The organism is Pseudomonas sp. MS646 (genome assembly GCF_036693845.1).
Classification (GTDB): Bacteria; Pseudomonadota; Gammaproteobacteria; order Pseudomonadales; family Pseudomonadaceae; genus Aquipseudomonas; species Aquipseudomonas chlororaphis_E.
In genome coordinates, this window is record NZ_CP144763.1 from 4,995,459 (window position 1) to 5,007,951 (window position 12,493).

At 62.3% G+C, this 12,493-nt stretch carries 12 protein-coding genes; 6 read left to right on the forward strand and 6 right to left on the reverse strand.

Annotated features, from left to right (window positions below):
- Window positions 1-79: 79 nt before the first annotated feature.
- The 6 genes from xerD to ffh all read right to left on the reverse strand — a co-directional run bounded on the left by xerD (window position 80) and on the right by ffh (window position 4,629).
- Complete coding sequence (xerD, locus tag V3H56_RS21940) at window positions 80-976, reverse strand: site-specific tyrosine recombinase XerD (RefSeq protein WP_047736764.1); 897 nt, start codon at window positions 974-976, stop codon at window positions 80-82.
- Window positions 977-1,080: 104 nt separating this feature from the next.
- Window positions 1,081-1,431: a 50S ribosomal protein L19 gene (gene rplS / locus V3H56_RS21945; RefSeq protein ID WP_003175895.1), complete on the reverse strand. Its 351-nt coding sequence runs from the start codon at window positions 1,429-1,431 to the stop codon at window positions 1,081-1,083.
- Window positions 1,432-1,475: 44 nt separating this feature from the next.
- Window positions 1,476-2,249 carry a tRNA (guanosine(37)-N1)-methyltransferase TrmD gene (trmD, locus tag V3H56_RS21950; protein ID WP_172679732.1) on the reverse strand — a complete coding sequence of 258 codons (774 nt, stop codon included), beginning with the start codon at window positions 2,247-2,249 and terminating at the stop codon, window positions 1,476-1,478.
- Entirely contained in the window at window positions 2,231-2,767 is a 537-nt protein-coding gene (gene rimM / locus V3H56_RS21955; protein WP_042732326.1) for a ribosome maturation factor RimM, read from the reverse strand. The genes trmD and rimM overlap by 19 nt, the downstream gene beginning before the upstream one ends.
- Before the next feature lie 5 nt (window positions 2,768-2,772).
- Window positions 2,773-3,024 (reverse strand): 30S ribosomal protein S16, encoded by a 252-nt coding sequence (rpsP, locus tag V3H56_RS21960; RefSeq protein WP_007927680.1) that lies wholly within the window; start codon window positions 3,022-3,024, stop codon window positions 2,773-2,775.
- Between the two features lie 228 nt (window positions 3,025-3,252).
- Window positions 3,253-4,629: a signal recognition particle protein gene (gene ffh, locus V3H56_RS21965; protein ID WP_042732327.1), complete on the reverse strand. Its 1,377-nt coding sequence runs from the start codon at window positions 4,627-4,629 to the stop codon at window positions 3,253-3,255.
- Window positions 4,630-4,822: 193 nt separating this feature from the next.
- On the opposite strand from ffh, the gene ccsA reads away from it, so the two are divergent.
- The 6 genes from ccsA (at window position 4,823) to V3H56_RS21995 (ending at window position 12,430) form a co-directional block, all read left to right on the forward strand.
- On the forward strand, window positions 4,823-5,635 hold the full coding sequence (gene ccsA, locus V3H56_RS21970; RefSeq protein ID WP_042732328.1) for a cytochrome c biogenesis protein CcsA: 813 nt from the start codon (window positions 4,823-4,825) through the stop codon (window positions 5,633-5,635).
- A 12-nt stretch (window positions 5,636-5,647) separates the two neighbouring features.
- Complete coding sequence (locus tag V3H56_RS21975) at window positions 5,648-6,889, forward strand: CNNM domain-containing protein (RefSeq protein ID WP_047736769.1); 1,242 nt, start codon at window positions 5,648-5,650, stop codon at window positions 6,887-6,889.
- Window positions 6,890-7,302: 413 nt separating this feature from the next.
- Entirely contained in the window at window positions 7,303-8,616 is a 1,314-nt protein-coding gene (locus tag V3H56_RS21980; RefSeq protein WP_053147811.1) for an MFS transporter, read from the forward strand.
- A gap of 159 nt (window positions 8,617-8,775) precedes the next feature.
- Window positions 8,776-11,190 (forward strand): endopeptidase La, encoded by a 2,415-nt coding sequence (gene lon / locus V3H56_RS21985; protein ID WP_047736773.1) that lies wholly within the window; start codon window positions 8,776-8,778, stop codon window positions 11,188-11,190.
- A gap of 209 nt (window positions 11,191-11,399) precedes the next feature.
- The gene (locus tag V3H56_RS21990) at window positions 11,400-11,792 is read left to right on the forward strand and encodes a protease inhibitor I42 family protein (protein ID WP_042732435.1); all 393 of its coding nucleotides are present in this window, start codon (window positions 11,400-11,402) and stop codon (window positions 11,790-11,792) included.
- A gap of 2 nt (window positions 11,793-11,794) precedes the next feature.
- On the forward strand, window positions 11,795-12,430 hold the full coding sequence (locus tag V3H56_RS21995) for a lysoplasmalogenase (protein ID WP_042732436.1): 636 nt from the start codon (window positions 11,795-11,797) through the stop codon (window positions 12,428-12,430).
- Window positions 12,431-12,493 lie beyond the last annotated feature (63 nt).

Here is a 12,493-nt window from a genome sequence, read left to right on the forward strand (position 1 = left end):
AATTACGCATCCACCACCAATCCCTGTGGGAGCGAGCTTGCTCGCGATGGCGGCAGCACTGACAACATCGCGGCAGATTTCAACCCCGCGGATGGTGCTTGGCATGCAAGTCTTGCAGCCGTGCCCGAGCGACGTGAGTGTAGATCTGGGTGGTGGACAGGTCGCTGTGGCCCAACAACATCTGCACCACCCGCAGGTCAGCGCCGTGGTTGAGCAGGTGCGTGGCGAAGGCGTGGCGCAAGGTGTGGGGCGAGAGGGATTTGCCGATGCCGGCGACCTTGGCCTGGTGCTTGATACGGTGCCAGAAGGTCTGGCGGGTCATCTGGTCGCCATTACGGCTGGGGAACAGCACGTCGCTGGGACGCCCGCCCAACAGTTCGTGGCGGGCCTCGCGCAGGTAGCGCTCGACCCAGACAATCGCTTCTTCGCCCATCGGCACCAGGCGTTCCTTGCTGCCCTTGCCCATCACCCGCAACACGCCCTGGCGCAGGTTCACCTGTTCCAGGGTCAGGCTGATCAGCTCGGTGACGCGCAGGCCGCAGGCATACAAGACTTCCAGCATGGCCCGGTCGCGCTGGCCGATGGCTTCACTGAGGTCAGGCGCCGCCAGCAACGCTTCCACGTCGGCTTCCGACAGGGACTTAGGCAGCGGGCGCCCCAGTTGCGGCATCTCCACCCGCAAGGTCGGGTCCACCGCGATCAGCTTTTCCCTCAACAGATAGCGATAAAACCCACGCAAACCGGAGAGAAATCGTGCGGTTGAGCGTGGCTTATAGGCCTGCTCCAGGCGCCACGCCAGGTGATCGAGGATCAGTTCCCGACCGGCATTGATCAATTCCAGGTTCTGTTCCTGCAGCCAGCCGTTGAACAGGGCCAGGTCGCTGCGGTAGGCCTGGCGGGTGTTGTCGGACAGCCCCTTCTCCAACCACAAGGCGTCGAGGAACTGGTCTATCAAGGGATGATCGATGGCTGGCATAAAGACTCGTGAAAAATGCAGGCTTACGCAGGGTGCTCAAAGACCTAATCGCAGGCAACAAAAAAGCAGCCCGTAGGCTGCTTTTTTTGCATCGGAAGCTGGACTTAAGCCAGTTTTTCCTTGATGCGAGCTGCTTTACCCGACAGGTCGCGCAGGTAGTACAGCTTGGCTTTACGTACGTCACCGCGACGCTTGACAGCCATGCTGTCGATTTGCGGGCTGTAGGTCTGGAAAGTACGCTCTACGCCAACACCGTTGGAGATTTTACGAACGGTGAAAGCACTGTTCACGCCACGGTTACGCTTGGCGATAACGACGCCTTCGAACGCTTGCAGACGGGAACGATCACCTTCCTTCACTTTCACCTGAACGACAATGGTGTCGCCCGGGGCAAAGGTAGGGATCTCTTTGGTCATCTGCTCTGCTTCGAGTGCAAGGATGATTTTGTTAGTCATGCTGTGCTCCTAAGGCAAGTCTCGGACTTACCATCGATACGTTGTTAACTATCGTCCCGCTCGCGGATGTATTCCTCGAGCAGCTTCTTCTCTTCTCCAGAAAGCGAGCGGCTTTCCAGAAGATCGGCGCGTCGTTCATAGGTCCGACCAAGGGACTGCTGTAAACGCCAACGCCGGATGTGCGCGTGGTTGCCACTTAGCAACACGTCGGGAACACGCTGATCCGCATACACCTCCGGTCGGGTGTAGTGCGGGCAATCCAGCAGACCATCCGTAAAGGAATCTTCCTCAGCGGAATCCACATGCCCTAAAGCTCCAGGCAGCAGTCGTGTAACCGCATCGATCAGGACCATCGCCGGCAGCTCGCCGCCAGACAGTACATAGTCGCCAATCGACCACTCTTCATCGACATGAGCTTCAATAAAACGCTCGTCAATGCCTTCATAACGGCCGGCAATCAGGATCAATGCATCCGAATTCGCCAGCTCGCGTACCGCCGACTGAGTCAGCTGGCGGCCTTGGGGCGACAGGTAGATCACCTTCGCACCTTCCCCGGCTGCCGCCCTGGCCTGAACCAGTGCATCTTCCAGGGGCTTGATCTTCATCACCATGCCCGGACCCCCGCCAAACGGGCGATCGTCCACAGTGTGATGCCGATCCGTGGTGTAGTCCCGCGGATTCCAACAAGTGAGCTGCAACAGCTCCTGTTTCACCGCGCGGCTGGTTATGCCGTACTCGCTGATGGCGGAAAACATCTCGGGAAACAATGTGATGACTTCAACGCGCAAGTTAGCCACGTTCAGAAATCCGCATCCCATTCCACCTTCATCTCGCCTGCTGCAAGGTCGACGGCCAACACGCATTGCTCGGTATAGGGCAACAGGCGTTCACGATCATCCAGGCTGCCGACGCAAGGCTTGACCACCAGTACATCGTTCGAACCGGTCTCGAGCAGGTGATCGATCTTTCCGAGCAGTTGCCCGAGTGAATCGATAACCTTCAGACCTACCAGCTGGTACCAGTAGTACTCGCCGTCGGTCAGTTCAGGGAACAGGTTGCGTGGCACGCAGATCTCATAACCGGCCAGAAGACGCGCTTCTTCACGATCATCGAGACCCTTGAGCTTCGCGACCAGGAACTTGTCGTTCCCACGTCCGCTGACCAGCTCCACCTGTTTCACGCTGCCTTCGCGCTTGAGCGTCCAGGCTTTGTAGTCCAACAGGTTCTTGATCGGATCAGTAAAGGAATACACCTTCACTTCGCCGCGAACGCCATGAACAGAATAAATCTTGCCGACAACGATCAGGTCATCAGCCGCTTTTGGCGTCGCGTTCATATTGCTCAGGCCGCAGCCTTAGCCGATTCCTTCAACAACTGAGCAACACGCTCAGAAGGTTGTGCACCAACGCTCAGCCAGTAGGCTACGCGCTCTTGGTTCACGGACAGACGAACTTCCTGACCACGGGCGATAGGGTTGAAGAAACCAACCTGCTCTTTGTGGGAACCGTCACGCGGGTTGCGGCTGTCGGTTACGGTCAGGTGGTAAAACGGGCGCTTTTTGGAGCCGCCAAGGGCAAGACGGATTGTTAGCATGTGAACATCGTTCCTGTAGTCGGTGCTGCAAATCTAAATGCACAGCGGGCATGGGTGCCCGAAAGGCCGCATATTCTAAGGAATATCCAGACTTTTGCAAATGACTTTTTCCGGCGAGTGCCGGCCTGCCATTCAGATCTGCCGCGGTCAGCGCCCGCCGGCGGCGGGTTGGCTGGAGATCCCACGTCCCCGTGGGCAGCGCCGGCATGACCGCCGGCGCGTGGATCCTTAGAGCTTGGGCATGCCGCCGCCGGGCAACATACCGCCCATGCCGCGCATCATCTTGGCCATCCCGCCCTTGGCGGAGAATTTCTTCATCATCTTCTGCATCTGCTTGTGCTGCTTGATCAAGCGACCGATGTCCTGCACCTGGGTGCCCGAACCCATGGCGATACGGCGCTTGCGCGAACCGCTGATCAGCTCGGGGTCGCGGCGCTCGGCCGGGGTCATGGAGTTGATGATGGCTTCCATCTGCTTGAACTGCTTTTCAGCCGCGCCCTGGGCATTGCCCATCTGCGCCAGGTTCACGCCACCGATGTTCGGCAGTTTGTCCATGAGGCCGCCCAGGCCGCCCATGTTCTTCATTTGTTGCAACTGGTCGCGGAAGTCTTCGAGGTCGAAGCCCTTGCCCTTCTTCAGCTTCTTGGCCAGCTTATCGGCCTTTTCCTTGTCGAGGGTCTGCTCGGCCTGCTCGATCAGGCTGAGCACGTCGCCCATGCCCAGGATGCGCGAAGCGATACGCTCGGGGTGGAACGGTTCGAGCGCTTCGCTCTTCTCGCCCATGCCGATGAACTTGATCGGTTTGCCGGTGATGGCGCGGACCGACAGCGCGGCACCGCCACGGGCATCGCCGTCGACCTTGGTCAGGATCACGCCGGTCAGCGGCAACGCATCGCCGAACGCCTTGGCGGTGTTGGCCGCGTCCTGGCCGGTCATGGCATCGACCACGAACAGGGTTTCCACCGGGTTGATCGCGGCATGCAAGGCCTTGATCTCGCCCATCATCTCGTCATCGATGTGCAGGCGACCGGCGGTGTCGACGATGACCACGTCGATGAACTTGAGCTTGGCTTCCTTTATAGCGGCCTGGGCGATGTCCACCGGTTTCTGGCTCAGGTCGGACGGGAAGAAGGTCACGCCGATGTCGTTGGCCAGGGTTTCCAGCTGCTTGATCGCCGCCGGGCGGTAGATGTCCGCGGACACCACCATCACCGACTTCTTCTTGCGCTCCTTGAGCAGGCGCGCCAGTTTGCCGGCGGTGGTGGTCTTGCCCGCGCCCTGCAGGCCGGCCATCAACACCACGGCAGGCGGGACGGCGCTCAGGTTCAGGTCTTCGTTGGCGGCGCCCATCAGGCTTTCGAGTTCGGCCTGGACGATCTTCACGAACGCCTGGCCCGGCGTCAGGCTGCGCGACACTTCGGTGCCGACGGCGCGTTCCTTGACCGAGTTGACGAAGTCCTTGACCACCGGCAGGGCGACGTCGGCTTCGAGCAACGCCATGCGCACTTCGCGCAGGGTGTCTTTGATGTTGTCCTCGGTCAGTTTCGCCTTGCCGGTGACATGGCGCAGCGTCTGCGAGAGACGGTCGGTTAGGTTTTCAAACATGCGCGATCCTTTCAGGCCCAGATGAGACCGGGATAATGGCGGCCCAGACCGTGAAAAATGTGCTCGGCGAGCCTGCGGCGTGGGCAGGTCGCGGATTATAGCGAAGAAGCGTGCAACGTACACCTGCCGGTCTTTCGTGTGGCGGGGGTTCTATGCCAAACTCAGCGACTTTCGGGCCTGCTTAACAGGATTTATGCTCCCCTTGCCACCCAGCTTGCTTGCCACACTCGCCGCCGCCTGCCTCTACGCCGCTGCGACCCTCTATCAAGGCACTCGCCTGGCCTCCGGCGCCAAGGCGAACAAACGCCTGCTGGTCACGCTTGGCGTGCTGGCGGTGCTCGGCCACGCGGCCAGCCTTTATACCCACCTGATGACGCCAATTGGCCTGGGCCTGGACTTTTTCAACGCCGCCAGCCTGATCGCCGTGGCCGTGATCGCCCTGACGCTGCTGGCCTGCTCGCGCATCCCGGTGGAAAACCTGCTGGTGCTGCTGTTCCCGCTGGGACTGACGACGGTGCTGCTGGCGCAGTTCGCGCCGTCGGGCACGGTGCAGGTCATCGACGAGGAGCCCGGCATCCTGGCCCACATCCTGCTGTCGATCCTGGCCTACGGCCTGTTCACCATCGCGGTCTTCCAGGCCTTGCTGCTGCTGGTGCAGGACCACCAGCTCAAGAACAAGCACCCGTCCGGGCTGATCCGCAACTTCCCGCCGCTGCAAACCATGGAAAGCCTGCTGTTCGGCTTCCTCTGGGCCGGCTGGACGCTGTTGTCGCTGTCGCTGATCTCCGGTTGGCTGTTCGTCGAGAACCTGTTCGCCCAGCACCTGGTGCACAAGACCCTGCTGGCCTGCCTGGCGTGGGTGGTGTTCAGCGTATTGCTGTGGGGCCGCAACCGCCTGGGCTGGCGCGGCCACAAGGCCATTCGCTGGACCCTCGCCGGTTTCTGCCTGCTGATGCTCGCGTACTTCGGCAGCAAGCTGGTCCGCGAATACATCCTGCATGTGTGACGGACGGCACTGATGGATACGTTGCCCGTGGCGCCACTGCTCGCCGTGTGGGTCGTGCTGATCCTCTGGTCGGCCCTGTTCACCGCCATCGAAGCCGCCCAGCAACACCTGCTGGCCCAGCGCAAAGCCTCCCGGGCCACTGACAAACCGCTCGCGACGCTGAACTTCGCGCTGATCAGCCTGGTTCTGTGCAACACCTTTTGTCGCACCCTGGCCGTGGTCATCGGCACCTTGCTGGCGATTTTCGCCTGGCTGGAGAACGGCCCCTGGGCCGCCTGGCTCGGCACCAGCGTAGCCCTGCTGGTGTTCGCCGACTACCTGCCGCGCTCACTGGCCAGCCGCCACCCCGATTCGGTGCTGGGGGTCGGCAACGCCTTGCTGGGCGTGCCATTGAAGATCGTTTACCCGTTGGCCTGGTTGCTCAACGCCATCAGCCAGTTGCTCCTGCGCCCGTTTGCCCGCAAGGCCAGCGTGGTGGTGCAGAGCGACGACGAAATGCCCACGCCCCCGCGCAACGAGCACGAACCCGAGCACAGCGGCGGCCGGCTGCACCCGATTTCCGGCATCCATGCCCTGGACAACATCACCGTCAACGACATCCTGGTGCCACGCAGCGAGGTCGATGGTATCAACCTCGACGACCCGATCGGCGAGATCATCGAGCAACTGCGCCTGAACCGACGCACCCGCCTGCCGGTGTTCCACAGCGACATCAACCAGGTCGAGGCGGTCCTCAACACCCGCCAGATCCGTCATCTGCTGGCGGATGCCAGCCTGACCCAGGAAGCCCTGCTGGCCGCCTCCCACGAACCCTACTTCGTACCGGAAAGCACGCCACTGCAATTGCAACTGCTGAACTTCCACAAGCAGCAACGACGCCTGGGCATGGTGGTGGACGAATACGGCGAAGTGCTGGGCATCGTCACCCTGGAAGACATCCTCGAAGAAATCGTCGGCGAATTCGAAAGCGAACACAGCCTCGACAACCCCCATGTGCATCCCCAGCCCGACGGCCGCCTGATGATCGACGGCGCGGCATCGATCCGCGAGCTGAACCGCACCCTCGGCTGGCACCTGCCTTGCGACGGCCCCAAGACCCTCAACGGGCTGGTGACCGAAGCGCTGGAAACCATTCCCGAAAGCCCGGTGTGCCTGAAGATCGGCCGCTACCGGCTGGAAATCATCGAGACCGTGGACAACCGCGTCAGCCAGGTGCTGGCGTGGCATAACAGTTCGGTGCCTGCGGCGCTCTAACCCCCCAATAACCTCTAAGTGAAACACAGTTGTGGCGAGGGGATTTATCCCCGTTGGGTCGCGCAGCGGCCCCAAACTGTTAGTCAGTTGCTTAAGATTCGGCGCAACGTCTTTTGGGGACCGCTTCGCAGTCCAACGGGGATAAATCCCCTCGCCACAAAAGCTCGTTTCGGCGTCAATAGGTATTGTTGATTCGTTAGCCTCCTTCCTATACTCAACCCGCTTATCCAGCCCTCGCCCGAACCCCGTGCCTACCCAGCACCCGGCAGGTTCCGGCCAGATCATCGGCAAAATCCGCATCAGCCCCAGGACTGTTCCTACCCGAAACAGCGACGGGATACCCGCCCACATCCCTGGGTGTTCGACCATAATAATTCGCTCCCACGGAGCACATGACTGTCAGGGATAACTGCATGACCACCACGACCTGCAACGACGCCGTGCCTGCCCAGCCGACGAACTCCGCCACACGCGTGGCCACCGCGAGTTTCATCGGCACCGCCATCGAGTTCTACGACTTCTACGTCTACGCCACCGCCGCCGCCCTGGTGATCGGGCCGGTGTTCTTCCCGCAAACCTCCGGCACGGCGCAGATGCTGTCGTCGTTCCTGACCTTCGGCATCGCCTTTCTCGCCCGCCCGTTGGGCTCGGCGCTGTTTGGCCACTTCGGCGACCGGATCGGGCGCAAGTCCACGCTGGTGGCATCGTTGCTGCTGATGGGCGTGTGTACCACCCTGATCGGTGTGTTGCCCGGCTATGCCAGCATCGGCGCCTGGGCCCCGATCCTCTTGTGCCTGCTGCGTTTTGGCCAAGGCCTGGGGCTGGGCGGTGAATGGGGCGGCGCGGCGCTGCTCGCCACCGAGAATGCGCCAAAAGGCAAGCGCGCCTGGTTCGGCATGTTCCCGCAATTGGGGCCGTCCATCGGCTTCCTGGCGGCCAACGGGCTGTTCCTGAGCCTGGCCATGACCCTGGACGACGAGCAATTTCGCGCCTGGGGCTGGCGCATTCCGTTCCTGCTCAGCGCGGTGTTGGTGATCGTCGGCCTCTACGTGCGCCTCAAGCTGCACGAAACCCCGGTGTTCGCCAACGCCGTGGCCCGCCAGGAACGGGTAAAGGTGCCGCTGGTCGAGCTGTTCAGTCAGTACTGGGCGCCTACCTTGCTGGGCGCCGCGGCAATGGTGGTGTGTTACGCGTTGTTCTATATCTCGACGGTGTTTTCCCTGAGCTACGGCGTGTCCACCCTCGGCTACAGCCGCGAGACCTTCCTCGGCCTGCTGTGCTTTGCCGTGCTGTTCATGGCCGCTGCCACGCCCCTCTCGGCCTGGGCCAGCGATCGCTTCGGGCGCAAGCCGGTGCTGATCGGCGGCGGCCTGCTGGCCATTGCCTCGGGCTTTCTCATGGAACCCCTGCTGACCCAAGGCTCGACCGCCGGCGTGGCGCTGTTCCTGTGCATCGAACTGTTCCTGATGGGCGTGACCTTCGCCCCCATGGGCGCCTTGCTGCCAGAGCTGTTCCCAACCCACGTGCGCTACACCGGCGCCTCGGCGGCCTACAACCTGGGCGGGATCGTCGGGGCCTCGGCCGCCCCATTCTTCGCCCAGAAACTGGTAGCCATGGGTGGCCTGAGCTACGTCGGCGGCTATGTATCGGCCGCTGCCGTGCTCAGCGTGATCGCGGTGCTGTGCCTGAAGGAAACCCGCCATAACGACCTGAACCGGGTCGCCTGAACCCCGCACACCCGCGCTGTGGCGAGGGCAGTCCCCCGCCACAGCAACCTGTCACAACGTTGAACAGCTTCCACGAAATAGCTGCTAACAATCACCGGCCATTGAAACCACCCCCCACCTGCCCCATCTAAGACCCATACTCCATTGCGCAGGTGCCCCATGAGCGACCAGCACTCTACTGAAGCCGCGAACGATTACGCAGACGCCGAACACATCGAACATTCCGCCTCCGGCACTGGCCTGGCCCTGCCCGGCCAGAACCTGCCGGACAAGGTCTACATCATCCCCATCCACAATCGTCCGTTCTTCCCGGCCCAGGTGTTGCCGGTCATCGTCAATGAAGAACCGTGGGCCGAAACCCTGGAACTGGTCGCCAAGTCCGAGCACCACTCGCTGGCGCTGTTCTTCATGGACACGCCCCAGGAAGACCCGCGCCATTTCGATACCTCGGCGCTGCCGCTGTACGGCACCCTGGTCAAGGTCCACCACGCCAGTCGCGAAGGCGGCAAATTGCAGTTCGTCGCCCAGGGCCTGACCCGCGTGCGCATCCGCACCTGGCTCAAGCATCATCGCCCGCCCTATCTGGTGGAAGTCGAATACCCGCACCAGCCCAGCGAACCGACCGACGAGGTCAAGGCCTACGGCATGGCGCTGATCAATGCCATCAAGGAATTGCTGCCGCTCAACCCGCTGTACAGCGAAGAACTGAAAAACTACCTCAACCGGTTCAGCCCCAACGACCCGTCGCCGCTGACCGACTTTGCCGCCGCCCTCACCTCCGCCACCGGCAGTGAGTTGCAGGAAGTGCTCGACTGCGTGCCCATGCTCAAGCGCATGGAAAAAGTCCTGCCGATGCTGCGTAAGGAAGTCGAGGTGGCCCGGCTGCAGAAAGAGATTTCCGCCGAGGTCAACAACAAGATCGGCGAACATCAGCGCCAGTTCTTCCTCAAGGAACAGCTCAAGGTCATCCAGCAGGAGCTGGGCCTGACCAAGGACGACCGCAGCGCCGACCTCGAACAGTTCGAGCAGCGCCTGGAAGGCAAGACGCTGTCGATCCAGGCGCAGAAGCGCATCGAAGAGGAAATGAACAAGCTCTCGATCCTGGAGACCGGTTCGCCGGAATACGCCGTCACCCGCAATTACCTGGACTGGGCGACATCGGTGCCATGGGGCGTGTACGGCCAGGACAAACTCGACCTGAAACATGCGCGCAAGGTACTCGACCAGCACCACGCCGGGCTGGACGACATCAAGGACCGCATCCTGGAGTTCCTCGCGGTCGGCGCCTACAAGGGCGAGATCAGTGGCTCCATCGTCCTGCTGGTAGGCCCGCCGGGCGTGGGCAAGACCAGCGTTGGCAAGTCCATTGCCGAATCCCTGGGGCGACCGTTCTACCGCTTCAGCGTCGGCGGCATGCGCGACGAAGCCGAGATCAAGGGGCATCGGCGCACCTACATTGGCGCCCAGCCGGGCAAGCTGGTGCAGGCGCTCAAGGATGTCGAAGTGATGAACCCGGTGATCATGCTCGACGAAATCGACAAGATGGGCCAGAGCTATCAGGGCGACCCGGCGTCCGCCTTGCTGGAAACCCTCGACCCGGAACAGAACGTCGAATTTCTCGATCACTACCTGGACATGCGCCTGGACCTGTCCAAGGTGCTGTTCGTCTGCACCGCCAACACCCTGGACTCGATCCCCGGCCCGCTGCTGGACCGGATGGAAGTCATTCGCCTGTCGGGCTACATCACCGAAGAAAAGGTCGCCATCGCCAAGCGGCATCTGTGGCCCAAGCAACTGGCCAAGGCCGGTGTCGCCAAGGGCAGCCTGAGCATCAGCGACAGCGCCCTCAAGGCCCTGATCGACGGTTACGCCCGTGAAGCCGGGGTGCGCCAGTTGGAGAAACAACTGGGCAAGCTGGTGCGCAAGGCCGTGATCAAGTTGATCGATGAACCGAAGGCGGTGATCAAGCTCGGTCCGAAAGACCTCGAGGCATCCCTGGGCAAACCGGTGTTTCGCAATGAACAGGTGCTGTCCGGTGTCGGCGTGATCACCGGCCTGGCCTGGACCAGCATGGGCGGCGCGACCCTGCCGATCGAAGCGACGCGCATCCACACCCTCAATCGCGGCTTCAAGCTGACCGGGCAACTGGGCGAGGTGATGAAAGAGTCGGCGGAAATTGCCTACAGCTACGTCAGCTCGCACCTCAAGCAATTCGGCGGTGACCCGAAGTTCTTCGACGAAGCCTTCGTGCATTTGCACGTACCGGAAGGCGCCACGCCCAAGGACGGGCCGAGTGCCGGCGTGACCATGGCCAGCGCCCTGCTGTCCCTGGCCCGCAACCAACCGCCGAAGAAAGGCGTGGCGATGACCGGCGAACTGACCCTGACCGGGCACGTGCTGCCGATTGGCGGGGTCCGCGAGAAGGTGATCGCGGCACGCCGGCAGAAAATCAACGAACTGATCCTGCCGGACGCCAACCGGGGCAACTTCGAAGAACTGCCGGACTATCTCAAGGACGGCATGACGGTGCATTTCGCCAAGCGGTTCGCGGATGTGGCGAAGGTGTTGTTCTGAGGATCCTGTAGCGCCTGCACTGCTGTCTTCGCGAGCAAGCCCGCTCCCACACTGGATCATCGTCGTGCACAGAATCTGTGCACGGCGATGATCCAGTGTGGGAGCGGGCTTGCTCGCGAATGGATCATCTGAAACAACACCCCCCCACCTGACACACCCGGTAGCATCTTCGGTTATGCTCGCCATTCGTCGTGAATGCCGGAGCCCTTATGTCCCCCACTCGCCTGCTTGTCCCTTTGAGCCTCGCGCTGTTGAGTGCCTGCGCCACGCAATCGAAACACAACGTGACCGTGGAAAAACTCAGCCAATGCCCGGTGCGGCTCGATAGCGGGCAAAACCTGATCCTGAGCCTGCCCAGCAACCCCACCACCGGGTACCGCTGGACGATCCAGGACTCGGCAGGCGGCGTGCTGAAAAGCCTTGGCCCCGAGGTTTACCGTAACCCGGAAGACGCGGGCATCGTCGGCGCTGCCGGCGTGTCCACCTGGCGCTTCCAGGCGTTCACCGCGGGCACCGGACGCTTGCGCCTGACGTACCAGCAACCCTGGGCACCGGAAGTGCCGCCGGTGGAAACCTTCGACTGCGCCATTTCGGTGAACTGACCGTGGGTTGGCTGATCCTGGCGTTGATGGGCGCGGCCACCTACCTCTATGGCCTGGCCATGCACGCCACGCTGTTGTGCCTGCTGGTCAAGCCCATGCCGGTGCTGGCCCTGCTGGGCTGGCTGCACGATGCGCCGCCTGGCGAATACCGGCGCTGGATCAGCCTGGGGTTGATGTTCTCGCTGGTGGGCGACGTATTGCTGGCCTGGCCTGGGGACCTGTTCGTGTTCGGCCTGGGTGCGTTTCTGCTGGCGCACCTGGCCTACCTGAAGGCCTACCTCAGCGACACTCGTCGCCCGGCGCTGCTACCGTTGGCGCTGGCGCTGGGCATCGGCGCGCTGTTGCTGGGCCTGCTCGTGTCCGGCGGACTCGGGCCGTTGTTGGTGCCGGTGATCGTGTATGGCCTGGTCATCAGCGCCATGCTCTGGCGAGCGCTGGCGCGCCTGGGCAGCCAGGTTCCCCGGCGCTCGGCCTGGCTGGCCGCCGCGGGGGCGCTGGCCTTCGTCGTGTCCGATAGCATGATCGGCATCAACCGCTTCGTCGCGCCCTTCCATGCCGCGCCTTACCTGATCATCCTCAGCTATTGGCTGGGCCAGTGGGGCATCACGGCGTCAGCCTTTACCCGACGGCCCGTCTGAGGCCAGGATCGATGCGCGCGCCCAGCGTCCACAAAGGCTCGCGCCCAGCGGTTTTTTGGTTAA